Here is a 24,659-nt window from a genome sequence, read left to right as displayed (position 1 = left end):
AATCACCCTTGAATTTGCCTATATTGGTGAAAATCAGGCATCCTTATTTTGGAACTCAAAAAAGTGACGAAGTCAGGAAATAGTCTATCAAATCAGATACGGAGAAGTTGGTAAAGTCCTTCTTGTTCATGATTTCACTGAAACGTAAAATTTGGCGTGAACAGTATTCATTTACTACAGGGTCTTTGATGTCACCTGATTTTAGTATTTGCTTGTCGGTAACAATTTTGCCTGTGCTAATGTACCCCATTTTAGTCCGATGAACCACGCGAATATACACCGGATAAAAACCATCAGCTCTTTTCCTTCTTACAACAGTTTTGAATGTAATCATAATCAATTATTTAAGTTAATAAATTCATTTGTATGTGTTGTGTATGTGCGCATGTTCATTTTTGTATGTATTTGGTATGTGTTACCCGTTTATTTGGCTCGATTTCTGCGGTCAAATGAACGAACCGTCCAAAAACAGATTAGGCTGTAATGCCTATTTTCCAGTGCATTACAGCCTAATACAATAATTAGTTATCTAATCGCTTATTCCTCGATTGCAGCCTGCGCCGCCGCCAGTCTTGCAATAGGTACGCGGAATGGAGAACAACTAACGTAGTTTAATCCTACTCTGTGGCAGAACTTCACTGAAGAAGGTTCGCCACCATGTTCACCGCAAATACCACATTTCAAATCCGGACGGATAGCACGGCCTTTTTCTGTTGCCATACGAACCAATTGTCCCACACCATTCTGATCGAGAACCTGGAACGGGTCTACTTTCAAAATCTTCTTTTCCAGATAAACAGGAAGGAAAGAAGCAATATCGTCACGAGAATAACCGAAGGTCATCTGCGTCAAGTCATTTGTACCGAATGAGAAGAATTCAGCAGAAGAAGCAATACGGTCGGCTGTCAAAGCTGCGCGCGGGATTTCAATCATTGTACCTACTTTGAAGTCAATGCTGTCTCCCAACTCTTCGAACAACTTCGCTGCCTCTGTACGAATCACGTTTTCCTGTTCCTTGAATTCATACAAGATACCAGTCAGCGGAACCATGATTTCCGGATGAGTCTCCACTCCTTCTTTCTTCAATTCCAATGCAGCACCCAAGATAGCGCGTGTCTGCATCTGAGTAATTTCAGGATATGTATTTCCCAGACGGCAACCACGGTGACCCAACATCGGGTTGTGTTCACACAATGATTCTACACGTTGCTGGATATACTGCAAACTTACGCCCATAGTATCCGCCATCTCCTGTTGTCCCTTCAAATCGTGAGGAACGAACTCATGCAAAGGAGGATCGAGCAGACGTACAGTCACCGGACAGCCCGCCATTGCCTTAAAGATACCCTTAAAGTCCGCCTGTTGGTACGGAAGAATCTTAGCCAATGCCTTGCGACGCCCTTCAGCATCTTCTGCCAGAATCATTTCACGCATTGCCTTAATCTTTTCACCTTCAAAGAACATATGTTCCGTACGGCAAAGACCGATACCCACCGCACCGAAGTTACGTGCAACTTCCGCATCATGAGGAGTGTCCGCATTGGTACGTACCTGCAAACGGGTATATTTATCAGCCAGTGTCATCAATTCTGCAAAGTCACCGGAAAGCTCGGCAGCTTTCGTCTCTACCTTACCATTATATACTACACCCGTACTTCCGTTCAGAGAGATGTAATCACCTTCTTTCAGCACCACACCGTCAATTTCCACCGTACGTGCCTTATAGTCAATATTCAATGCACCAGCACCCGACACACAGCATTTACCCATACCACGGGCTACCACAGCAGCGTGAGAAGTCATACCTCCACGGGCAGTCAGGATACCTTCGGCGACAGCCATACCCGCCAAGTCCTCAGGAGAGGTCTCGATACGAACCATCACCACACGTTTACCGGCAGCATGCCATTCGGCAGCGTCATCTGCGAAGAATACAATCTGACCGGTTGCAGCACCCGGAGAAGCCGGAAGACCACGAGTCAGGATTTTTGCTTTTTTCAAAGCATCCTTGTCAAATACAGGGTGGAGCAATTCATCCAGCTTATTCGGTTCAACGCGCATCAAGGCTGTCTTTTCGTCAATCATACCCTGACGGAGCAAATCCATAGCAATCTTCACCATGGCAGCACCCGTACGTTTGCCGTTACGTGTCTGAAGGAACCAGAGCTTACCTTCTTGAACGGTGAACTCCATGTCCTGCATATCTTTATAATGATTTTCCAATTTTGTCTGAAGCGCATCCAGTTCGTTATAGATTTCCGGCATAGCTTCTTCCATAGAAGGATATTTTGCAGCACGTTCTTCTTCGCTTACACCCGCCAGTTGGGCCCAACGTTGGGAACCGATCTTAGTAATCTGTTGCGGAGTACGGATACCGGCTACTACGTCTTCACCTTGCGCGTTAATCAGGTATTCACCATTGAAAAGGTCTTCACCTGTAGCTGCGTCACGTGAGAAACAAACGCCGGTTGCGGAAGTATCTCCCATATTACCGAATACCATTGCCTGTACGTTTACGGCTGTTCCCCATTCGTCAGGAATACTTTCCATCTTACGGTAAAGGATAGCACGTTCATTCATCCATGAATCGAATACTGCACAGATGGCCCCCCAAAGCTGTTCGTATGCACAAGTCGGAAAATCTCTTCCTGTCTGTTCTTTTACGGCAGCTTTAAATTTCTTCACAAGCTCTTTCAGGTCTTCCACTTCCAGCTCGTTATCAAGTTTCACACCTTTCGCTTCTTTCACCTCTTCGATGATAGCTTCGAACGGGTCAATATCTTCCTTATTAGTAGGTTTCATTCCCAAAACCACGTCACCGTACATCTGTACAAAACGACGGTAAGAATCCCATGCAAAGCGTGCATTACCAGTCTTGCGGATAATTCCTTCCACCACTTCATCATTCAGACCAAGGTTCAGAATAGTATCCATCATACCCGGCATAGATGCGCGTGCACCAGAACGTACAGATACCAACAAAGGATTTTCGACATCACCGAATTTAGATTTCATCAACGCTTCCACATGAGTGATTGCTTTTACAACTTCATCTTTCAGCAACTCAACCACTTTATCACGTCCTAACGTGTTGTATTCCGTACAAACATCTGTAGTTATTGTGAATCCGGGAGGGACTGGAATTCCAATTAAATTCATTTCGGCAAGGTTGGCACCTTTACCACCTAACAAATTCCTCATGTCGGCCTTTCCTTCTGCCTGACCATTTCCAAAGGTATAAACTCTTTTTTTATCCATAATATTGTGTTTAAAGTTACATTATGACTTTTTTCTGTTCGCAAATCTAAGGATATTTCGCAAATCAGAAAACTTTTTGCGAAAAAACTTTCTATCAAAATGCAATTTCGACATTACAATCTGTATTATTTCTACAGACACGAAAGTTTTCCAAAAAAAATACCTACTTTTGCAAAGTAATTATTAGACTGGTGTAAAAGTGGCAAGAAAGAAAAAAGAACTTCCCTTATTGGAGAAGATAACAATCATGGATGTGGCTGCCGAAGGAAAAGCCATCGCAAAAGTAAACGACCTGGTAATTTTTGTTCCCTACGTAGTGCCGGGCGATGTCGTAGACCTTCAGATCAAACGTAAGAAAAATAAATATGCCGAAGCAGAAGCGGTGAAGTTTCATGAACTATCGCCCAATCGTGCCGTTCCTTTCTGTCAACACTATGGCGTATGCGGCGGTTGCAAGTGGCAGGTGCTCCCCTATCCGGAGCAAATCAGATACAAACAGAAGCAAGTGGAAGATAATCTGAGACGTATCGGAAAAATCGAGCTTCCCGAGATTTCCCCGATTCTCGGTTCGGCTAAAACGGAGTGGTACAGAAACAAACTGGAGTTCACATTTTCCAATAAACGTTGGCTGACCAACGAAGAAGTTCGCCAGGATGTGAAGTATGACCAGATGAATGCTGTCGGTTTCCATATTCCGGGAGCGTTCGACAAGGTGCTGGCTATCGAGAAATGTTGGCTGCAGGACGATATATCCAACCGTATCCGGAATGCGATACGCGACTATGCTTACGAACATGATTATTCATTCATCAATCTGCGTACACAGGAAGGTATGCTGCGGAATATGATTGTCCGTACTTCTTCAACGGGCGAATTGATGGTAATCGTAATTTGCAAGATTACGGAAGAGCACGAAATGACACAGTTCAAGCAACTGCTTCAGTTTGTCGCTGATTCTTTCCCGGAAATTACATCTTTGCTATACATTATTAATAATAAGTGCAACGACACCATCAATGATTTGGATGTGCACGTATTTAAAGGTAAAGATCATATCTTTGAGGAGATGGAAGGCCTGCGTTTCAAGGTAGGTCCGAAATCATTCTATCAGACCAATTCGGAACAGGCTTATAATCTATATAAGATAGCCCGTGACTTTGCCGGACTGACCGGAAATGAACTGGTGTACGACCTCTATACCGGAACAGGCACGATTGCCAACTTTGTCTCACGCCAGGCGCGCCAAGTGATTGGTATCGAATATGTGCCGGAAGCTATTGAAGACGCAAAGGTGAATGCGGAAATCAATGATATTAAAAATACCTTGTTCTATGCCGGCGACATGAAGGATATGTTGACTCAGGACTTCATCAATCAGCATGGACGCCCAGACGTTATCATAACAGACCCCCCTCGCGCAGGTATGCATCAAGATGTGGTTGACGTTATTTTGTTTGCCGAACCCAAACGGATTGTTTATGTAAGTTGTAATCCTGCTACTCAGGCACGCGATTTGCAGTTACTGGATGGTAAATACAAGGTGAAAGCTGTGCAGCCGGTAGATATGTTCCCTCACACTCATCATGTGGAGAATGTAGTATTACTAGAACTTCGATAAAAGAAAAAAGAAATGGAAAAAAGACCTAGAAAGACACCTGCTGAAAGAGCACGTGCCCAATATACGAACTATGCAGTCAGGGAACCGATGGAACTCATGGATTTCCTCGCTGCCAAAATGCCGGACGCAAGCCGCACAAAGCTGAAATCTTTGTTAAGCAAGCGGGTGGTATTTGTTGACAATGTGATCACTACACAATTCAACTACCCTCTTCAACCGGGAATGAAGGTGCAAATCAGCAAGCAAAAGGGAAAGAAAGAGTTTAATAACAGATTGCTGAAAATCGTATATGAGGACGCTTATATCATTGTTGTCGAAAAGATGCAAGGACTCTTGTCCGTCAATACGGAGCGTCAGAAAGAGCGTACCGCTTATACAATACTCAATGAATATGTACAACGCTCCGGACGCCAGTTTCGTGTGTATATTGTTCACCGTCTGGACAGAGACACTTCCGGCTTGATGATGTTTGCCAAAGACGAAAAAACACAGCGGACGCTACGCGACAACTGGCATGAGATAGTGACCGACCGCCGATATGTGGCCGTAGTGGAAGGAAATATGGAGAAAGACTATGATACGATAGTATCCTGGTTGACAGATAAGACTTTGTATGTAAGCTCCAGCAAATACGACGACGGTGGTTCCAAATCAATCACACATTATAGAACCATCAAACGTGCGAACGGGTATTCTCTTGTAGAACTTGATTTGGAGACAGGGCGCAAGAACCAGATTCGTGTGCATATGCAGGATTTAGGTCATCCGATTGTCGGTGATGGAAGATATGGCGGAGAAAACTATTCGAATCCTATCGGACGCATGGCACTTCACGCTTTCAAACTTTGTTTCTATCATCCGGTAACGGGAGATTTGATGGAGTTTGAGACACCTTATCCGGCAGATTTCAAGAAGCTGTTTCTGAAGAAATAAAAAATAAAAGCGGAACTCTTTAAAAAAGAGACTTCCGCTTTTTATTTATATTAAAATATTCATCTTCTATTGCATTTCCAATGTAAAAGGGAAACCCTCTGAATCTCCTGTCAAATAAAAAATTCCAGTCATTAATCCACGACGTATATTCACATCATCCATGTAGGAGATTCCATTTCTACCATAATCCAAAACAAGGTTATTACTGTAACGATCCTCCCAATACCACTGAAAACGAAAATAGTCACATGGTTCACCGTTACGATAATATTGATATTCTTCACCAAAGCCGTCCGGGTCAAAAGTAAACTTACTATATATATACCTTCCATTGGCAGCACTCATGCCGACATCTCCTGCCCATATCCTGCCGAACATCTGCTCTTCTAAGTCTTCATCGTCCTCACACGAAGTAAAGCCAACCAATAAAGTCAGCATCATTAAGATACCTGCATATCTCTTAACCATTTTCATAATCTTCCAGTTTATTGCGTTTATAAATACAAATTTAGCGTTTTTATTTTACTATACACTTCAAGCCATAAGTTTTTTGTACCTTTGCCCCGATAATATTTAAAAAATTACATGAAACTTCTTTGGCTCGATTTAAATAGCTCCTATGCACACTCCTCACTGGCACTCCCTGCACTCCATGCTCAAATAGCAGACGATACCACTATTGAATGGTGCGTAGTCTCTGCCACGATTAATGAAAATACCGGTAGCGTTGTCAATCAAATCTACCGTCACCAACCGGATATCATTGCAGCCACCAACTGGCTATTTAATCACGAGCAACTATTACACATCGTTTCACGTGCAAAAGCATTATTACCTCATTGCTGTATCATACTCGGCGGCCCCGAGTTTTTAGGAGATAACGCTGCTTTCTTATATAAGAACAAATTTGTAAGCGGAGTGTTCCGCGGAGAAGGCGAAGAAGTATTCTCTTTATGGCTAAAAGTGTGGAATCACTCAAAAGAAGAGTGGAAATCAATAACAGGTCTCTGTTATCTTGATGAAAACAATCAATATCAAGACAACGGCATCGCCCGCGTCATGAATTTCTCACAACTTATATCTCCTGAAAAGAGCCGTTTTTTCAATTGGAGCAAGCCCTTTGTCCAACTTGAAACAACCCGGGGATGTTTCAACACATGCGCTTTTTGCGTCAGTGGCGGTGAAAAGCCTGTCCGCACCATTCCTTTGGAAGCTATCCGTGGACGTCTGAATGACATTCACCAGCATGGAATCAAGAATGTACGTGTCCTCGACCGTACCTTTAATTACAACAATAAGCGAGCAAAAGAATTACTCGACTTATTCCGTAACTATCCGGACATCTGTTTCCATCTTGAAATCCATCCGGCTCTCCTTTCCGAAGAATTAAAGCAGGAGTTATCCGCCCTACCGAAAGGTCTATTGCATTTGGAAGCCGGAATTCAAAGCTTAAAAGAACCTGTTCTACAACAAAGCCGACGCATCGGAAAGTTATCCGACGCTCTTGAAGGATTAAAATACCTCTGCTCCCTGAAAAATATGGAGACACACGCCGACTTAATAGCAGGACTCCCACTCTATCACTTATCAGAAATATTCGAAGATGTCCGCACCTTAGCGGAATATGGCGCAGGAGAAATCCAACTGGAATCCCTAAAGCTGCTCCCCGGCACAGAAATGCGAAGAAGAGCAGAAGAATTAGGTATCCAATACTCACCGCTACCACCCTATGAAGTATTACAGACCCGTGAAATATCAGTAGACGAACTGCAAACGGCCCATTACCTATCCCGTATGTTAGACGGATTCTACAATACTTCTACTTGGCAAAAGATTACCCGGACACTCATTCTGGAGAATCCGCATTTCTTACGTGAATTCCTCAATCATTTGGTGCAAACCGATGTCATCGACACTCCTTTAAGTCTGGAAAAAAGAGGACTTATCTTATATGATTTCTGTAAAAATCATTATCCGGATTACCTGACACAAGTCAGCATCGCATGGATAGAAGCAGGTATGTCGCTTAAAAAAACTCCGGCAGAAAGAGTAAGGACAAAAAGACAAGTTCCCCCTGAAAATTGGGAAGTGGAATATGGCTCATATCGTGAGAATCTACGATTATGTTTTCTTCCCGTTGACGAAGAAGAGCATGGATACTGGTTCGGTTTTGAATCGGAAATTCAGAAGATACAACCGGTTTTCAAAGCTAATAAATTATTCTAGATATACTTCTAATAGATACAGACAGGGTATTTAATCATCTGTCTTTTAGTCTCAAACTTTCTTCATTCTTTTTACTATACGCTTCTCCTCTTGATAACAAACCCACATCTTACTTCACTTTTGCCCACGTGGTGGACATATATACGTTATTATCCTATACGCCGGTTCTTAATGAAGTAAACCAACGATATAGAAAAGTTTTAGAAAACAAGAAAGCATATCTTCCATTTTATTCTCTACCTTTGCAGAACGATTAAAAAAACATCCTATAATAATGAAGAACTTTATCAAGGGATTCCGGTTTACCCCCTCCAATTATCCGGCAGCAGTAGAAGAGAAAATACAGAAATATAGAAAACAAGGATATAAGCTTCCACCACGTAAAGTACTCCGCACCCCCGAACAACTGGAAGGTATCCGTGAAAGTGCCAAAATCAATACGGCATTGTTGGATTATATCTCGGAAAATATCCGTGAAGGAATGTCTACCGAAGAGATTGACGTGATGGTTTATGACTTCACAACCGGACATGGAGCCATCCCTGCCCCACTCAATTACGAAGGATTTCCGAAAAGCGTTTGTACGAGTATCAATGATGTGGTATGTCATGGGATACCCAATAAGAATGAAATCCTGAAAAGCGGAGATATTATCAATGTGGATGTATCCACGATTTACAATGGATACTTCTCCGATGCATCCCGCATGTTTATGATTGGCGAGGTAAGTCCCGAAATGCGCAAACTCGTTCAGGTGACCAAAGAATGTATGGAAATAGGCATTGCCGCCGCACAGCCCTGGAAGCAACTGGGCGATGTGGGCGCAGCCATCCAGGAGCATGCAGAAAAGAACGGATTCAGCGTTGTCCGTGACCTTTGCGGACACGGTGTGGGGATGAAGTTCCATGAAGAGCCGGATGTAGAACACTTCGGACGCCGTGGCACAGGAATGATGATCGTACCCGGCATGACTTTTACCATCGAGCCGATGATTAATATGGGAACCTACGAAGTATTTGTAGACGAAGCTGACGGATGGACAGTCTGCACCGACGACGGGCTACCCTCAGCCCAATGGGAAAACATGATACTGATTACTGAAACCGGAAACGAAATTCTGACATATTGATGGAACTGATTCTACTTATTATAATTGCCATATTAGTGACAGTCCTGCTGGTATTATCACTGACAAAAGGCAACAACCAGACTCAAGCGGAACAATTACAGATAGCTTTGCGCCAACAAATGCAGGAGAACCGGGAAGAACTGAACCGCAGCATCCGGGAACTTCGCATGGAGATGACGCAAACGCTCAACCAGAATATGCAGCAACTCCAGGATGCCCTGCACAAGAACATGATGACCAGTGGAGAGCTGCAACGCCAGAAATTCGACACAATGGCGCGCCAGCAGGAAGTTCTGATTAAATCGACCGAGAAACGTCTGGACGACATGCGCCTGATGGTAGAAGAAAAGTTGCAAAAGACACTGAACGAACGAATCGGTCAGTCGTTTGAAATCGTCCGTTCGCAGCTCGAAAATGTACAAAAGGGACTCGGAGAAATGAAATCCCTGGCACAGGATGTCGGCGGACTGAAAAAAGTATTGAGCAACGTAAAAATGCGGGGGACATTCGGTGAAGTACAGCTCGGAGCATTACTCGAACAAATGATGAGCCCTGAACAGTATGACGCAAACGTCAAGACGAAAAAGAGCGGAACCGAATTCGTCGAATTTGCCATCAAACTTCCGGGAAAGGACGATGCCAACAGCACCGTTTACCTTCCGATTGATGCCAAATTCCCGAAAGACATATACGAGCAATATTACGATGCTTTCGAAGCGGGAGATGCCGCGTTGATGGAATCATCCGGCAAGCAGTTGGAAAGCACGATTAAAAAGATGGCCAAGGATATTCACGATAAATATGTGGATCCCCCTTTTACTACCGATTTCGCCATCATGTTCTTACCTTTCGAAAGCATTTACGCTGAGGTAATCCGAAGAACAAGTCTTGTAGAGACGCTTCAGAAAGAATATAAGATCGTAGTGACCGGACCGACGACACTAGGAGCTATCTTGAACAGCCTTCAAATGGGATTCCGCACACTAGCCATCCAAAAGCGTACCGGCGAAGTTTGGACCGTATTGGGAGCCGTCAAAACGGAATTCGGCAAGTTCGGCGGATTGCTTGAGAAAGTACAGAAGAACCTGCAAAGTGCCGGCGACCAACTGGAAGAAGTAATGGGAAAACGGACACGCGCCATCGAACGGAAACTGCGGCAAGTAGAGCAGTTACCACATGAAGAAAGTCGGAAGATTCTGCCGATTGACGGAATAGATGATGAACTTACAGACGAATAGTCAACGCCCCTGCCCCTTTGCAAGCACCACCCGAAGCACCATATACCCCAATAACCCGGAAAGTATGGACCCCGACAATACTCCAAACTTAGCCTGGTTCAACAAGACCGGATAATCAGTTCCGAAAGAAAGGTTGGCAATGAAAAGCGATACGGTAAAACCGATGCCACCCAACAATGCAACTCCGGTAAGATTCATCCAGTTCATTCCCAATGGTCTGGGAGTCAGTCCTGTTCTGATAGCCAACCAGGTGAACGAATAAATACCGATGAATTTGCCAAACAGCAAACCGGCTGCCACCGCAATACCCACGTTGCCGACCAACTCGCCGCCCCCGCTAAACACAACGCCGGCATTGACAAACGCAAAAAGCGGAAGAATCAGGTAATTGACCGCCCCATGCAGATTGTCTTCCAATGATTGCAACGGACTAATCACACGGTCGGAAGCCGACTCCACCTCTTTCAGTCTGGCAATCTGCTCATTAGTCAACACAATACTTCCCGACTCCATTGTCGGGAAGCCGGCTATTATACGGCGGATATCTTCAATATACTTCCCTACGTTCAAACGAGGCTTTGCGGGAATAACAAAAGCCAGGATAACCCCGGAGATTGTACTATGAATACCCGATTGCAAAAATAAATACCAGATAACGACCCCAATCACTAAAAAGAAAATCTTATTTGTCGCCCCCCATTTTCCGATAAAGTAAAGAAAAGCATAAAGCAACGCAGCCACCAGAAGATAACCGTAAGAGACATGTGAGCTATAAAAAATGGCAATCACCAGAATACCGCCAATATCATCGACAACCGCAAAAGCCGTCAGAAAAATTTTCAGGCTCAGCGGAACGCGATTCCCCAGCAAACTCAACACACCCAATGAAAAAGCAATATCCGTTGCCATCGGGATGGCAGACCCTTGTCCGCCGACACTGCCCGGCGGGCAAATCAGCATATATATAATTACAGGAACCAGCATGCCACCACAAGCAGCGATAAAAGGCAACACAGCCTTGCGGAAAGAAGAAAGCTCGCCCACCAGCAATTCCCGCTTGATTTCCAGCCCCACCAGCAAAAAGAAAATCGTCATCAAGCCATCATTGATAAACTCAATCATCCGTAGATTCTCCCCACCGTGCGAAAGTAAATTAAAACTACCAATCTGCAAATGAAGTTCATGCGATAAGAACGCCTGATACACCGGAGCCACAGAAGAGTTCGCAATGACGGCTGCCGAAATAGCAGCCAGAAACAGAAGAATACTCGCTGTGATATTCATGGATGAGAAATTCCGCATAGTCCGCAAAATAGTCATAACGAAATGTATTTATAATATTAGATTCGCAATATACGGATTTTTTCCAATCAAAAAGCAACCGCAAGTCAATTTGTTCAGAAAATACTCTGAAAAACTGCTTGCGGCAATATTCTTAATCCAGTTTCAGTACAGCAAGGAAGGCTTTTTGAGGCACTTCCACGTTACCGATTTGTTTCATTCGTTTTTTACCTCTTTTCTGCTTTTCAAGCAGTTTACGCTTACGGCTCACGTCACCGCCGTAACACTTCGCAGTCACATCCTTACGGACTGCCTTAATGGTTTCGCGAGCGATAATTTTGGCACCGATAGCTGCCTGAATGGCAATTTCAAACTGCTGGCGAGGAATAAGTTCCTTCAACTTCTCACACATCCTCCTGCCCATATCATACGCATTGTCGATATGCGTCAATGTAGAAAGCGCGTCCACAGGCTCACCGTTCAGCAAAATATCAAGTTTCACCAGTTTGGAAGTACGGAAGCCGTTGGGCTGATAGTCGAACGAAGCATAACCTTTGGAGATACTCTTCAGTTTATCATAAAAGTCGATGACAATCTCTCCCAAAGGCATATTATAATAGATCTCCACCCGATTGCCGGAGATGTACTCCTGCTTGAGAAGCTCGCCGCGCTTGCCCAGGCAAAGCGTCATGATAGGTCCTATGTAATCGGTCGTAGTGATGATAGACGCCTTGATATACGGTTCTTCAATATGATCTATTAATGTAGGATCGGGCATACCTCCGGGGTTATGCACCTCCTTCATATTGCCTTGCTTGTCAAATATGTTGTACGACACATTGGGCACGGTGGTAATCACGTTCATGTCAAACTCGCGGTCCAACCGTTCCTGTACAATCTCCATATGGAGCAATCCCAGGAATCCGCAACGGAAACCAAAACCCAGTGCCAGCGAAGATTCCGGCTGGAAAGTCAAAGATGCGTCATTCAACTGCAACTTCTCCAGAGACGCACGAAGGTCTTCAAAGTCCTCCGCCTCAATCGGATAAACTCCGGCAAACACCATCGGCTTCACTTCCTCAAAACCGGCAATAGCCTTGTCGCACGGACGGGCGATATGCGTAATGGTATCTCCCACCTTCACCTCTTTGGAAGTCTTGATACCCGAAATAATATATCCTACATCTCCCGTACGAAGCTCGTTGCGGGGAACCATATCCATTTTAAGCACCCCCACCTCATCGGCGTCATACTCTTTTCCCGTATTGAAGAATTTCACCTTATCACCCTTGCGTATTATACCGTTCTCAATCTTGAAATAGGCTATAATTCCACGGAAAGAGTTGAACACAGAGTCGAAAATCAACGCTTGCAACGGGGCATCCTCGTCTCCTTCGGGATGAGGGATGCGTTCGATAACGGCGGCAAGTATCTCTTCCACGCCCATACCCGTCTTGCCCGACGCACGGATTACCTCTTCACGTTTGCAACCCAGCAATTCCACAATCTCATCTTCCACCTCTTCGGGATTGGCGCTTGCCATATCACATTTATTGATAACCGGGATAATTTCGAGATCGTGCTCAATCGCCATATACAAGTTGGAAATCGTCTGTGCCTGTACACCCTGCGACGCATCGACAATCAGCAACGCACCCTCGCAAGCGGCAATCGAACGGGACACCTCATACGAGAAGTCCACGTGTCCCGGAGTGTCAATCAAGTTAAGGACATACTTCTCACCCTTATAGGTATATTCCATCTGGATAGCATGGCTCTTGATCGTGATTCCCCTTTCTTTCTCCAGGTCCATATTATCAAGCATCTGTCCCGAAGTCACCTGAATAGTCTTGGTATATTCCAGCAGGCGGTCGGCCAAAGTCGATTTACCGTGGTCAATATGAGCAATAATACAAAAATTGCGTATATTCTTCATTCTGAATTCTTATTATTTTATCTTTTCGGTGTGCAAATATACGTAAATGGCGGAATAAAAAAAAATGCGTTGATAACATTCTGACAATGTACCAACGCATTTTTTTATTGCTTAAGTGAGTTACTCGCTTAGATCAATTTGATGAAGAGTTCACCTTCAACTTCTTCCACAGAGACTTTGTCTTCTCTCAATAACCAGCCAAGACCAAGAAACAGATCTTTGTCAACCAATTTAGTCGCTTTTTTAAGCTTCTTGGCAGTCATTCCTTCTGTTTCATTCAGTGCATTCCAGATAGTACCTGCAATTACACCAGCTTTTTCTTTCAACATTTGCTTTGCAATTTTAGTTAGACATGCTTAAAATCCTTCCAGCCATAAAGACTTTCAGATTTTATTTCGGAGACAAAGATAGCTATTTTTATGTTATATAACATTTTATTGAGTACTTTTTTACCGTTTTTGTAATAAAAAAGCATTTTAAGAGCTCATTTTGGATGCTTTTCAAGATATTCACACCAGATTCTTGCCGCTTCTTCCACCATTTTCGCGCAAGGGCGCTTGCTATAATATTGAGTAGTACGCTCTTCCGGCACGGTAGAAACCGGTTCTTTTTTCTTCAATCCCAACAATTCGCCGCAAATCAGCGAACCGTTGCGTTTTTTAAATTCAGCCGCCAGTTCCTGCACTACCGCATAGTTGGCAGCTTTGCCTTCCCGGTCTGCCGCTTCCGTCGCCCCGGTTTCCAGGCCTGCCAGCAAGAACATGCCGCAGGCAGCTCCACACGTTTCACGCATCCTGCCTATCCCCCCACCGAAGGAAGCGCTCATGCGCAAGGCCTGTTCTTGTGTAAATCCATACATATCTGCAAAGGCAGCCACAACAGACTGCGAACAGTTATATCCGCTCCTAAAAAGCTCCACCGCTTTCTGTATTCTATCTTCCATACTATTTTCCGCTTTTTATTTTCATGCAAAAATACAAAAAAAAGTATGTATTGATGCATGTTCATCTCAGGAAAACAACAGCATGATATTCAGCACCGATACGATAATCGCAATCGCATACAGTACAAACGTACTCCAGCGGCTATTCACATAATCCCCCATCACCTTCCGGGAAGAGGTCAGCCCCACCTGCAAAAAGACCGTAAAGGGCAACTGGATACTAAGTATCATCTGTGAGATAATCAATCCCTTAAAAGGATCCCCGATAAAGAAAATCAGCAGCAAGGCGATGCCCAAGGACAAAAGCACCCCCACCTGCGAGTGACTGTCTTTGATATGATAGGATTCGCCAAAGATACCCGCAAAGATAGAGCCTGCCGCCATCCCGCTCGTGATAGTCGACGAAATGCCCGCCATCAGCAGAGCCAACGCAAATACGATTGCAGCATGACTTCCCAGCAACGGTTCGAGCAGCGATTGGGCTTGTTGCAATTCCTCCACCCGAATACCGCTTTTGAAAAAAGTAGCGGCAGCCAGCAGAATCATCGCACTGTTAATCGCCCAGCCGACAATCATCGAAAACAGCGTATCAAACAGTTCATACTTCAACACCTTCTTTATCGACGCGTCGTCTTTCTTATTATACTCGTGACTCTGTATCACTTCCGAATGGAGAAACAGGTTATGAGGCATCACCACCGCCCCCAGCACACTCATGATAATCAGCATACTGCCTTTCGGGAATGACGGAGTCACCCACCCCGCCGTTGCAGCGGGCCAGTCTATTTCCACCAGAAACAGCTCATAAATAAAAGAAAGCCCGATAACGGAAACGAACGCAATGATAGCACGCTCTATCTTCTTATAAGAATTGGTGAAAAGCATGATAGATACAAAAAGCGTTGTCAATACAGCCCCCCATATGATAGGAATATCCAACAGCATTTCGAGCGCAATGGCACCACCCAGAATCTCCGCCAGCGAGGTAGAGATAGAAGCCAGCACCGCCGTGCCAAGTATGGGACGGGACACCCATTTGGGAGTATATTGGGTGGCCGCTTCCGAAAGGCAAAGCCCGGTAACAATCCCCAAGTGGGCAACGTTGTGTTGAAGCACAATCAACATGACAGTGGACAAGGTGACTACCCAAAGCAGCGAATACCCGAACTCGGAACCGGCAGCGAAATTAGACGCCCAGTTTCCCGGGTCAATAAATCCTACCGTCACCAAAAGCCCCGGACCGATATATCTGAACACATCCAGCCCGCCCAAATAGCGTTTATGATCTTTGCGTTTTAAATCTTGAAAAACATTCTTCATCTCTTGCATAATAGTTTATCCAATACAAATATACTTATTAATAACGACTGGAGTCCGATTTTGGTTCAAAATCAATAAAACCGTGCTATCCGTGTAATCCGTGCCCGAACAAAAAAAGGGGAGCTCTTTGCTCCCCCCCTTCTGAGATTAACTATAAAAAAAAACGTTGTCCGTTAATATCCCATCTCATGCAATGCACGACATAACTGGTCGGGACAAGACGTCGGTCTGCCACCGCAACGTACACCCTCAAGCTTGGCAATCACCTCTTCCACTTTCATGCCTTTCACCAAGCGCGAAATACCTTGCAGGTTGCCGTTGCATCCACCCCAAAAAGCAACTTCCTTCACAACTCCATCTTCCACATTCAGTTCGATGTTCGTGCTGCAAGTGCCTTTGGTTTTATAAACATACTCCATACCGGCTTATTCTTCGCTTTCTTCAGGTTTCATGTTCGTATAAACAGTCTGCACGTCGTCAAACTCCTCCAGACGTTCAATCATCTTGTCCAGTGTCTCGCGTTGTTCGGGAGTCACATCCTTCATATCGTTGGGGATATAAGTAAAGTCTCCGCCGACATCCTCAAAGCCACACTCTTCCAGGTGCTTCTGAATAGCCGCGTAACTCTTCGGGTCACCGTAGATAGTGATTGTCCCTTCCTCTTCATCGGCATCATATTCATCTTCCACATCATAGTCGATCAGGTCAAGAATCAGCTCTTCCATATCCAGTCCGTCTTTCTTCTTGAAAGTAAACATACATTTGTGGTCGAAAAGGAAAGCCAGCGACCCCATTGTACCCAGGTTTCCGCCGAACTTGTTAAATACCGAACGGACGTCAGCCACCGTACGAGTCGTGTTGTCTGTCAACGTATCCACAAAAACAGCAATTCCGTGAGGGCCGTATCCTTCGTAAGTCATGCTCTTGTAGTCGCTTTGGTCTTTACCCATAGCGTTCTTGATGGCACGTTCGATATTGTCCTTCGGCATATTCTCACGCTTACACGTAGCGATAACCGAACGCAGGGTCGGGTTATTCTCCGGTTCCGGTCCGCCCGCCTTTACAGCGATAGCGATCTGCTTGCCCAGTCTTGTAAAAGTTTTAGCCATGTGGCCCCATCTTTTCAGTTTAGCGGCCTTTCTATATTCAAATGCTCTTCCCATTGGTTTATATTTTTATAATAACAATTTTAAGTTTATCTGATTATCTTAGTTTGGCGCCCAGTTTATCTTCCAGGTTCTTCACCAATTTCGACATGATTTTGTCAATCATCTTGTCGTTCAAAGTCTGGTTCTCATCCTGAAGCAAGAAGCTCACTGCATAAGATTTCTTGCCTGCTTCCAGGTTCTTGCCTTCGTACACGTCAAAAAGTTCCACTTCTTTCAGCAACTTCTTCTCCGTATCGTAAGCAATCTTCTCGATTTCGGCAAACTGCACATTCTTGTCAAGCAGCAAGGCAAGGTCACGTTTCACAGCCGGGAACTTGGATATTTCCCTGTAGCTGATCTTCACCGAACGGATAGCCTTCATAAGCTCCTTCCAGTTCAAGTCGGCAAAATAAACTTCATTATCGATATCGAACGCCTTCAGCAATTTCTTAGTCACCACACCGAAAGATGCCAGTCGTTTACCGCCCTTGGTATTTACGGAAAGTGCGGCAGCAAAGACATCATCGGTCAAGTTGCCTACAACCAGATTATGCAAATCCAGTCCCAAACGTTTCAAAATATTCTCGACATAAGCCTTCAATTCATAAACAGAGCTGTTTTCGTCTGCATGCGCCCACGAGTTGGAAACCTTCTTGCCGGTTACCCACAATCCCAGGTGATAATCTTCCGAATAAGGAGCCAATACCTTTTCCTCATTCCTCTTGTCTCCGTCGAAATAATAACAGTTACCGAATTCAAAGAATTTCAGGTCGGCATTCTTACGGTTCGTGTTGTAAGCGATGCTTTCCAGTCCACCGAACAACAAAGTCTGACGCATAGCGTTCAAATCCGCGCTCAGGGGGTTCAGCAACATCACCAGTCGGTTTGACGGATAAGTTTCCAGACCGTCATAGTATGCGGCACGAGTCAATGAGTTATTCAGTATTTCATTGAATCCGCAGCCCACCAACTGTTCTGCCACCAGATTCTGTAATTTATTGGATTTATCATGTTCCCCCTTTGTTGTCAGACTAGACTTCAGAGTAGACGGGATTTCCACATTATTATATCCGTAGATGCGGAGAATATCCTCAATCACGTCACAATCACGCTGCACATCCACCCGATAAGGCGGCACAGCCAAGGTCAGCCCTTCTGCCGTCTCATTCGTAATCTTCATCTCCAGGCTGGTCACAATGCTCTTGATTGTCTCTACCGGAATCACTTTGCCTACCAGTGAATTTACTTTAGCATAAGCCAAATCTACGATGAAATCCTGCGCAGGAGTAGTATATACATCTTTAATATCAGAAGAAATCGTACCGCCGGCCAGTTCCTTCACCATCATGGCAGCCAGTTTCAAGCAATAAATCACGCCATTCGGGTCGATGCCACGCTCGAAACGGAAAGAAGCATCCGTATTCAGTCCATGACGGCGTGCAGTCTTGCGCACCCATGTGGGATGGAAGTAAGCACTTTCAATGAAAACATCCGTCGTAGCTTCGGTAGAGCCGGAATCCAGTCCGCCGAATACACCGGCAATACACATCGCCTCTTCCTTATTGCAAATCATCAGGTCGCGGTCGCTCAGCTTGCGTTCCACTTCATCCAGCGTAACGAACGGAGTCCCTTCGGGCATGGTCTTCACAATCACCTCATTGCCTTTAATCTTGGCAGCATCGAAACAGTGCAAAGGCTGTCCGAAAGCATGAACGATGTAATTGGTAATATCCACTACATTATTAATAGGACGCACACCGATCAGGCGCAATTTGTTCTGCAACCATTCCGGGCTTTCCTTCACGGTCACCCCTTTCACGGTCACACCGGCATAATGCGGGCAAGCCTCCGTGTTTTCCACCTTCACCTCAATATTCAAGTCCCGGTTTTCAACCGTGAAGTCATCTACCGATGGACGTTGCAGAGTTGCCTGTCTGCCGTTCTGAATCAGATAAGCGTACAGGTCGCGGGCCACGCCGTAATGAGAGCAGGCATCCGCACGGTTGGGCGTGATGTCCACTTCAAGCACATAGTCGCTCTTGATATTATAATAATCCTTGGCAAGCGTACCCGGAACAACATCTTCCGGCAATACAATGATGCCTGCATGATCCGTACCGATACCGATTTCATCTTCGGCACAAATCATGCCGGTAGATTCCACGCCGCGGATTTTTGATTTCTTGATGGTAAAACATTCGTCACCGTCATAGAGTTTCGTACCCAAGGTAGCTACCACCACTTTCTGTCCGGCAGCCACGTTCGGAGCGCCGCAAACGATCTGTACCGGTTCGCCTTCTCCCAGATTGACAGTAGTAATGTGCAAATGGTCGGAATTCGGGTGTTCCACGCAAGTCAGCACTTCGCCGATCACAAGACCTTCCAAACCACCTTTGACGGTTTGCACTTCTTCCACGCCGCCTGTTTCCAAGCCGATAGAAGTCAACGCGGCAGCCGTTTCATCAGGCGTCAAATCGAAGTTGACATACTCTTTCAGCCAGTTATAAGAGATATTCATATGATTAATTTTTTATTGTTTCTCAAAAGATTCGCAAAGTTAATAAGTTTTTTCGGTTGACCGAAAAGGTTTGATAAAAAATTGCACGTTATTTCACCACAGAGGACGCAGAGGACACAGAGGATATCGGAAAGATGAAAAATAAGTGCAAATCCTTAATAAGCAAATGCGTATAATTAATTTACAAACCAATTCAACATGAGTACTTAGTAAAAAGAAAGAGCTCTGTGTCCTCTGCGTCCTCTGTGGTAAAATAATGCGCAACTAAAACGGCAACGGCCCATCCCCACCTATCGGCGCGGCAAACGGATTGTTTGTCTGCGGAGCAAAATCAGGTGCCGGTGGCGGCGGTACGGAAGCAGGGCTTCCCGCATTCATTTTAGAAACCAGCATCGTTCCGGCAGGCTCACCCGGCATCGGGATAACCATATCATCCTCGGGATTCGAGAATCGTGTAAACTCACCCTTAAACCGGAGCAGCACCTCACCTACCGCACCATTACGGTGCTTGGCTATCACAATCTCCGCCATACCGCGCAAGTCATTCCCGCGGTCGTCCTGATAAATTTTGTAATACTCCGGACGGTGGATAAAGCACACCATATCGGCGTCCTGCTCGATGGCTCCCGATTCACGAAGATCGCTCAACTGCGGACGCTTGCCGTCGATACCTTCACGGCTTTCCACACCACGGTTCAACTGTGACAGCGCGATAATCGGAATATTCAACTCCTTCGCCAATCCCTTCAACGAACGTGAAATGGTACTCACCTCTTCCTGACGGCTTCCGAACGCCATACCGCTCGCATTCATCAACTGAAGGTAGTCGATAATAATGACTTTCACCCCATGCTCACGCACCAGACGGCGCGCTTTTGTACGAAGTTCGAAAACTGACAAAGAAGGGGTATCATCCACATAAAGCGGTGCATCAATCAGATCCTTCAACTTATAGTCCAACTGCTGCCATTCGTAATTGGCCAACTGCCCGCTCTTGATTTTCTCACTCGGAATCTCGCAGACATTCGTAATCAGACGGTTCACCAACTGGACGTTACTCATTTCAAGCGAGAACAACGCCACCGGATTCCGAAAATCAACGGCAATATTCTTTGCCATAGAAAGCACGAAAGCTGTCTTACCCATGGCAGGACGGGCGGCAATAATAATAAGGTCGGAATTCTGCCAGCCGGAAGTCATCTTGTCCAGTTTGGTAAAACCGCTTTCAAGACCGCTCAAACCGTCGGTCCGTGCCGCAGCTTTCTGAATCAGCTTATAGGCTTCGTCAATCACCGGATTAATCTGCGTATAATCTTTCTTCATGTTCTGCTGCGAAATCTCGAAAAGCTTACCTTCCGCTTCCTGCATCAGGTCGTCCACATCCAGCGTCTCATCAAAAGCCTTGCTCTGGATATTGCTCGTAAACGTAATCAACTCACGTGCCAGCGACTTCTGCGCAATGATACGTGCATGATACTCAATATGCGCCGAAGAGGCGACCTTGCTACTCAACTGAGTAATATAGAACGGCCCCCCGACCTCTTCCAAATCTCCCCGCTTGCTAAGCTGTTCCTTTACCGTCAGAATATCCACCGGTTTCTGGTTGATGGCAAGGTCGGTAATAGCTGCGTAAATCAACTGGTGACGGTGCTCATAAAAAGATTCGGGACGAAGAATCTCGCTCACTTGCGAGTAGGCATCCTTCTCAATCATCAAAGCTCCCAACACAGCTTCTTCCAGCTCAGGCGCCTGAGGCTGGATACGACCATAATCATTTACCGGTTGTACTTTGGCAGATTTTGTATTGCGGGTATTTTTTCTCTGTTCAGCCATGGAGATATTTACTATTTTGTAATTTACTATTTTTTTGCGACCGGACAGGTTCCTTTATAACAGAGCTTCTCCGGTCGGGACGACAAAGATAGAATATAATCACGAAGAATGAATAAGGAAAAATGAAGATTTTACTAACTTTGCCCCCGAATCACATTAAGCCACGATTAATTGTGGTGTGCACCACTACAAATAGTAAATTGTAAATCGTAAATCGTAAAATAGTACATATGATCGTTTTTCCGAATATCAAAATAAACCTGGGGCTCTCCATCACAGAGAAACGCCCGGACGGTTATCATAACCTCGAAACTGTTTTCTATCCGGTAGCCCTCGAGGATGCTCTCGAAATCCGCGCTCTCCCCGAAGCAAGTCTCTCCGAAGCAGATAAGAAAATCACTCTCCACCAATATGGAATGGAGATAGCCGGCAATCCGGAAGACAATCTGGTGGCAAAAGCTTATTCACTTCTGGACAAGGAGTTCCACCTTCCCCCTGTCGAGATTCATCTATATAAGCATATCCCTTCGGGAGCCGGTCTTGGCGGCGGTTCGTCAGATGCCGCCTTTATGCTGAAACTGCTCAACGGGCATTTCCACCTGAACTTATCCGAAGAGCAACTCGAAATATACGCCGCTACTTTGGGGGCAGACTGTGCTTTCTTTATCAAGAACAAGCCTGTCTACGCCGAAGGCATCGGCAACATCTTCTCGCCAATCGAACTTTCATTAAAAGGTTATCAGATTATGATTGTGAAGCCGGACGTCTTTGTTTCCACCCGCGAAGCCTTCGCGAACATTCATCCCCATCATCCCGAATATCCGGTCAAAGAGGTAATCCGTCGTCCGGTGGCAGAATGGAAGGATATATTAATCAATGATTTCGAGGCAAGCGTCTTCCCGCAGCACCCCGTCATCGGAGAAATCAAACAAGAACTCTATAATCAGGGAGCAATCTATGCTTCCATGAGCGGCTCCGGTTCTTCCGTGTTCGGGCTGTTCGCACCGGATGCTGCGCTGCCGGAAATAAACCGGGAAAGTAACTCGTTTTGTTTTAAAGGCACGTTAGGCCAATAGTCCTTTGCCGGAAATTATGTTCCGGCAAAGTTTCAGAAACCTAACATTGCAGCAGGATGTATATTCAGCACACGACAAAGCATGCGAGCTATTTTTAAACAGGCTCTAAATGTTTTATAATTCAAAACCCAAGTAACACCCGTACAAAGAACGGTACCACGACTCACGTCGTAGTACCGTCACAACACAAACACAAAATAAAACACGACAAAACTACTATGCAACCTCCTGTCTATACCGGGGAGGTATAAGTACTGCTTATGTATATTCACATACTCATAACCAGCTTCAGGACGATTAGCATCAATTAAACAAATCGCATGCACGATTTGTTTAAACTCTTATGTAGATTAAAATTGTTTCCTTCTTTACTGAATACCTCTCTCACGAAGTTTCAGCTGCCAGTTCCAGGCAGAGCGTAAAGTATCTTCCAAAGTTTCTACGGCTTTCCACCCCAATTCATTATTGGCGAAATCGGGGTTCGCCCATACTTTCTCAATATCACCGGCACGACGCCCGACAATCTGATAATTCAACTTCACACCGGTAGCTTTTTCAAAGCCATTGATTAATTCCAATACGGAAACACCGCGTCCCGTACCGATATTGAATACTTCCACTTTTTCTTTCTGTCCCTTTTCCAAGATACGGCGGATAGCAATCACGTGCGCTTTAGCCAAATCGACTACATTGATAAAGTCACGGATACAAGAGCCGTCGGGTGTATCATAATCATCACCAAACACGCTAAGTTTCTCACGGATACCCATAGCAGTCTGAGTCAGATAAGGAATCAGGTTTTGAGGAACGCCATTCGGCAGTTCACCCAGCAATGCGGTAGGATGCGCGCCAATCGGGTTGAAATAACGCAGCATGATAGCATTGATCGGAGCACCGGAAGCTACTGTATCGCGGATAATCTCTTCATTAATCTGTTTGGTATTTCCGTAAGGCGATTCCGCTTTCTTAATCGGAGCTTTCTCAGTCACCGGCAGTTCGTCCGGCTGACCGTATACTGTACAGGAAGAAGAGAACACAATACCTTCCACTCCATGTTTAGGCATCAATTCGAGAAGATTGATCAAAGAAACCAGGTTATTGCGATAATAAAGCAACGGTTTCTCTACCGACTCTCCTACGGCTTTGCTCGCTGCAAAGTGAATAATAGCCTTAATTCCTTTATATTTTGTAAATACGGCATCCAGCCCTGCAAAATCCAAACAATCCAATTTCTCGAACACCGGACGAATACCTGATACTTTCTCTATATTGTCAACAACGTCGGCACTTGAATTTGATAAATTATCAATGATAATTACTTCATATCCACTGTTTTGTAGTTCCACTACGGTGTGAGAACCAATATATCCCGTCCCGCCCGTTACTAAAATTCTTTCTTTCATATTCTTTATAAATGGTTAGTTTTCCGGCTTTTTGTCGTTTGAGCTACAAAATTATGGAAATAAAATGAAAATCCAACAATTTACGGCCATTTATTTCAATAAAAAATAATCAAAGAACGATTTTACGGAAATCGGATATAAAAAAAAGAATTGGAAACCCGCAGTCTGCATGTCGCCACACAACAGGGTTTCCAATTCCTATCAATCAATTATCAACTGTAAGTCTTTACACTACGCCGGAGAATCCCATGAATGCCATAGCAAGCAGACCGGCGGTAATCAAGGCAATCGGAGTGCCTTGCATTCCTTTCGGAACTTTCACCAGACTCATCTGTTCGCGCAGTCCGGCAAAGAGCACCAGTGCCAGCCCGAAGCCGATAGCCGTAGAGAATGCATATACAACACCCGTCAGCAGGTCATAGTCTTTCTGAATCACCAGGATAGCCACACCAAGGATACAACAGTTGGTTGTAATCAAGGGCAAGAACACGCCCAACGCCTGATACAGGGCAGGCGATACTTTTTTCAGAATAATTTCCACCATCTGCACCAGTCCGGCAATGACCAGGATGAATGTAATGGTCTGCAAATATCCCAGCCCGAAGACATCCAATACAAACTTCTGAATCAGGAAAGTAACAATGGTAGCGATGGTCAACACGAAAGCAACCGCAGCGCTCATACCCATCGCTGTTTCCACCTTCTTGGATACACCCAGGAACGGACAGATACCCAAGAACTGCGACAACACGATGTTGTTTACAAAGATTGCCGAAATAAATATCAATATATATTCCAT

20 protein-coding genes are annotated in these 24,659 nt (G+C 45.0%); 6 read left to right on the top strand and 14 right to left on the bottom strand.

Annotated elements, in window-relative coordinates; genetic code table 11:
• Positions 1–55 precede the first annotated feature (55 nt).
• Together NSB03_RS11195 and ppdK are read right to left on the bottom strand one after the other, a co-directional pair.
• Positions 56–334, bottom strand: a complete 279-nt coding sequence (locus NSB03_RS11195) for a hypothetical protein (protein ID WP_024987249.1) — start codon at positions 332–334, stop codon at positions 56–58.
• A 203-nt stretch (positions 335–537) separates the two neighbouring features.
• Positions 538–3,258, bottom strand: a complete 2,721-nt coding sequence (gene ppdK / locus NSB03_RS11190) for a pyruvate, phosphate dikinase (RefSeq protein WP_024987248.1) — start codon at positions 3,256–3,258, stop codon at positions 538–540.
• A 247-nt stretch (positions 3,259–3,505) separates the two neighbouring features.
• On the opposite strand from ppdK, the gene rlmD reads away from it, so the two are divergent.
• Both rlmD and NSB03_RS11180 read left to right on the top strand, forming a co-directional pair.
• The gene (rlmD, locus tag NSB03_RS11185) at positions 3,506–4,876 is read left to right on the top strand and encodes a 23S rRNA (uracil(1939)-C(5))-methyltransferase RlmD (RefSeq protein WP_257466396.1); all 1,371 of its coding nucleotides are present in this window, start codon (positions 3,506–3,508) and stop codon (positions 4,874–4,876) included.
• A gap of 12 nt (positions 4,877–4,888) precedes the next feature.
• Complete coding sequence (locus NSB03_RS11180) at positions 4,889–5,809, top strand: RluA family pseudouridine synthase (RefSeq protein WP_135036848.1); 921 nt, start codon at positions 4,889–4,891, stop codon at positions 5,807–5,809.
• A 66-nt stretch (positions 5,810–5,875) separates the two neighbouring features.
• Here the strand turns inward: NSB03_RS11180 and NSB03_RS11175 are convergent, their stop codons facing one another.
• Positions 5,876–6,283: a hypothetical protein gene (locus tag NSB03_RS11175; protein ID WP_024987246.1), complete on the bottom strand. Its 408-nt coding sequence runs from the start codon at positions 6,281–6,283 to the stop codon at positions 5,876–5,878.
• 111 nt (positions 6,284–6,394) lie between these two features.
• Between NSB03_RS11175 and NSB03_RS11170 the strand changes: the two genes are divergently transcribed.
• The 3 genes from NSB03_RS11170 (at position 6,395) to NSB03_RS11160 (ending at position 10,402) form a co-directional block, all read left to right on the top strand.
• A complete protein-coding gene (locus tag NSB03_RS11170) occupies positions 6,395–8,035 on the top strand; it encodes a B12-binding domain-containing radical SAM protein (protein ID WP_024987245.1) in 1,641 nt (546 codons plus the stop codon).
• Positions 8,036–8,309: 274 nt separating this feature from the next.
• Positions 8,310–9,164, top strand: a complete 855-nt coding sequence (map, locus tag NSB03_RS11165) for a type I methionyl aminopeptidase (protein WP_024987244.1) — start codon at positions 8,310–8,312, stop codon at positions 9,162–9,164.
• Positions 9,164–10,402: a DNA recombination protein RmuC gene (locus NSB03_RS11160; protein WP_024987243.1), complete on the top strand. Its 1,239-nt coding sequence runs from the start codon at positions 9,164–9,166 to the stop codon at positions 10,400–10,402. Before map ends, NSB03_RS11160 begins: the two co-directional genes overlap by 1 nt.
• Here the strand turns inward: NSB03_RS11160 and nhaA are convergent, their stop codons facing one another.
• The 9 genes from nhaA to dnaB form a co-directional block, all read right to left on the bottom strand.
• Positions 10,403–11,722 carry a Na+/H+ antiporter NhaA gene (gene nhaA / locus NSB03_RS11155; RefSeq protein ID WP_242357557.1) on the bottom strand — a complete coding sequence of 440 codons (1,320 nt, stop codon included), beginning with the start codon at positions 11,720–11,722 and terminating at the stop codon, positions 10,403–10,405.
• Positions 11,723–11,837: 115 nt separating this feature from the next.
• Entirely contained in the window at positions 11,838–13,619 is a 1,782-nt protein-coding gene (gene lepA, locus NSB03_RS11150; RefSeq protein WP_024987242.1) for a translation elongation factor 4, read from the bottom strand.
• Between the two features lie 128 nt (positions 13,620–13,747).
• Positions 13,748–13,948, bottom strand: coding sequence for a winged helix-turn-helix domain-containing protein (locus NSB03_RS11145; RefSeq protein ID WP_024987241.1), 201 nt, complete (start codon positions 13,946–13,948; stop codon positions 13,748–13,750).
• A 155-nt stretch (positions 13,949–14,103) separates the two neighbouring features.
• The gene (locus tag NSB03_RS11140; RefSeq protein WP_024987240.1) at positions 14,104–14,562 is read right to left on the bottom strand and encodes a C-GCAxxG-C-C family protein; all 459 of its coding nucleotides are present in this window, start codon (positions 14,560–14,562) and stop codon (positions 14,104–14,106) included.
• 66 nt (positions 14,563–14,628) lie between these two features.
• On the bottom strand, positions 14,629–15,882 hold the full coding sequence (locus tag NSB03_RS11135; RefSeq protein WP_024987239.1) for an Nramp family divalent metal transporter: 1,254 nt from the start codon (positions 15,880–15,882) through the stop codon (positions 14,629–14,631).
• Positions 15,883–16,055: 173 nt separating this feature from the next.
• Positions 16,056–16,301 (bottom strand): TIGR03905 family TSCPD domain-containing protein, encoded by a 246-nt coding sequence (locus NSB03_RS11130; RefSeq protein WP_024987238.1) that lies wholly within the window; start codon positions 16,299–16,301, stop codon positions 16,056–16,058.
• A 6-nt stretch (positions 16,302–16,307) separates the two neighbouring features.
• A complete protein-coding gene (locus NSB03_RS11125; RefSeq protein WP_024987237.1) occupies positions 16,308–17,045 on the bottom strand; it encodes a YebC/PmpR family DNA-binding transcriptional regulator in 738 nt (245 codons plus the stop codon).
• A 40-nt stretch (positions 17,046–17,085) separates the two neighbouring features.
• Positions 17,086–19,548, bottom strand: a complete 2,463-nt coding sequence (gene pheT / locus NSB03_RS11120) for a phenylalanine--tRNA ligase subunit beta (protein ID WP_024987236.1) — start codon at positions 19,546–19,548, stop codon at positions 17,086–17,088.
• Between the two features lie 264 nt (positions 19,549–19,812).
• The gene (gene dnaB, locus NSB03_RS11115) at positions 19,813–21,381 is read right to left on the bottom strand and encodes a replicative DNA helicase (protein WP_024987235.1); all 1,569 of its coding nucleotides are present in this window, start codon (positions 21,379–21,381) and stop codon (positions 19,813–19,815) included.
• A 230-nt stretch (positions 21,382–21,611) separates the two neighbouring features.
• Between dnaB and ispE the strand changes: the two genes are divergently transcribed.
• Positions 21,612–22,457 (top strand): 4-(cytidine 5'-diphospho)-2-C-methyl-D-erythritol kinase, encoded by an 846-nt coding sequence (gene ispE, locus NSB03_RS11110; RefSeq protein WP_024987234.1) that lies wholly within the window; start codon positions 21,612–21,614, stop codon positions 22,455–22,457.
• A 368-nt stretch (positions 22,458–22,825) separates the two neighbouring features.
• On the opposite strand, the gene galE is transcribed toward ispE, so the two are convergent.
• Together galE and rsxA are read right to left on the bottom strand one after the other, a co-directional pair.
• Complete coding sequence (gene galE, locus NSB03_RS11105) at positions 22,826–23,860, bottom strand: UDP-glucose 4-epimerase GalE (protein ID WP_024987233.1); 1,035 nt, start codon at positions 23,858–23,860, stop codon at positions 22,826–22,828.
• A 226-nt stretch (positions 23,861–24,086) separates the two neighbouring features.
• Entirely contained in the window at positions 24,087–24,659 is a 573-nt protein-coding gene (gene rsxA, locus NSB03_RS11100) for an electron transport complex subunit RsxA (protein WP_004303570.1), read from the bottom strand.

The organism is Bacteroides acidifaciens, from assembly GCF_024623065.1.
GTDB lineage: Bacteria > Bacteroidota > Bacteroidia > Bacteroidales > Bacteroidaceae > Bacteroides > Bacteroides acidifaciens.
Note: the sequence above shows the minus strand (reverse complement) of the source record. Positions and strands in the feature narration are given on the sequence as shown.

What these genes read in the sequence shown, in the direction of transcription:
- NSB03_RS11195 (WP_024987249.1), bottom strand. Translation starts at nt 334, where the DNA reads ATGATTACATTCAAAACTGTTGTAAGAAGGAAAAGAGCTGATGGTTTT.
- ppdK (WP_024987248.1), bottom strand. Translation starts at nt 3,258, where the DNA reads ATGGATAAAAAAAGAGTTTATACCTTTGGAAATGGTCAGGCAGAAGGA.
- rlmD (WP_257466396.1), top strand. Translation starts at nt 3,506, where the DNA reads ATGGATGTGGCTGCCGAAGGAAAAGCCATCGCAAAAGTAAACGACCTG.
- NSB03_RS11180 (WP_135036848.1), top strand. Translation starts at nt 4,889, where the DNA reads ATGGAAAAAAGACCTAGAAAGACACCTGCTGAAAGAGCACGTGCCCAA.
- NSB03_RS11175 (WP_024987246.1), bottom strand. Translation starts at nt 6,283, where the DNA reads ATGAAAATGGTTAAGAGATATGCAGGTATCTTAATGATGCTGACTTTA.
- NSB03_RS11170 (WP_024987245.1), top strand. Translation starts at nt 6,395, where the DNA reads ATGAAACTTCTTTGGCTCGATTTAAATAGCTCCTATGCACACTCCTCA.
- map (WP_024987244.1), top strand. Translation starts at nt 8,310, where the DNA reads ATGAAGAACTTTATCAAGGGATTCCGGTTTACCCCCTCCAATTATCCG.
- NSB03_RS11160 (WP_024987243.1), top strand. Translation starts at nt 9,164, where the DNA reads ATGGAACTGATTCTACTTATTATAATTGCCATATTAGTGACAGTCCTG.
- nhaA (WP_242357557.1), bottom strand. Translation starts at nt 11,722, where the DNA reads ATGACTATTTTGCGGACTATGCGGAATTTCTCATCCATGAATATCACA.
- lepA (WP_024987242.1), bottom strand. Translation starts at nt 13,619, where the DNA reads ATGAAGAATATACGCAATTTTTGTATTATTGCTCATATTGACCACGGT.
- NSB03_RS11145 (WP_024987241.1), bottom strand. Translation starts at nt 13,948, where the DNA reads ATGTTGAAAGAAAAAGCTGGTGTAATTGCAGGTACTATCTGGAATGCA.
- NSB03_RS11140 (WP_024987240.1), bottom strand. Translation starts at nt 14,562, where the DNA reads ATGGAAGATAGAATACAGAAAGCGGTGGAGCTTTTTAGGAGCGGATAT.
- NSB03_RS11135 (WP_024987239.1), bottom strand. Translation starts at nt 15,882, where the DNA reads ATGAAGAATGTTTTTCAAGATTTAAAACGCAAAGATCATAAACGCTAT.
- NSB03_RS11130 (WP_024987238.1), bottom strand. Translation starts at nt 16,301, where the DNA reads ATGGAGTATGTTTATAAAACCAAAGGCACTTGCAGCACGAACATCGAA.
- NSB03_RS11125 (WP_024987237.1), bottom strand. Translation starts at nt 17,045, where the DNA reads ATGGGAAGAGCATTTGAATATAGAAAGGCCGCTAAACTGAAAAGATGG.
- pheT (WP_024987236.1), bottom strand. Translation starts at nt 19,548, where the DNA reads ATGAATATCTCTTATAACTGGCTGAAAGAGTATGTCAACTTCGATTTG.
- dnaB (WP_024987235.1), bottom strand. Translation starts at nt 21,381, where the DNA reads ATGGCTGAACAGAGAAAAAATACCCGCAATACAAAATCTGCCAAAGTA.
- ispE (WP_024987234.1), top strand. Translation starts at nt 21,612, where the DNA reads ATGATCGTTTTTCCGAATATCAAAATAAACCTGGGGCTCTCCATCACA.
- galE (WP_024987233.1), bottom strand. Translation starts at nt 23,860, where the DNA reads ATGAAAGAAAGAATTTTAGTAACGGGCGGGACGGGATATATTGGTTCT.
- rsxA (WP_004303570.1), bottom strand. Translation starts at nt 24,659, where the DNA reads ATGGAATATATATTGATATTTATTTCGGCAATCTTTGTAAACAACATC.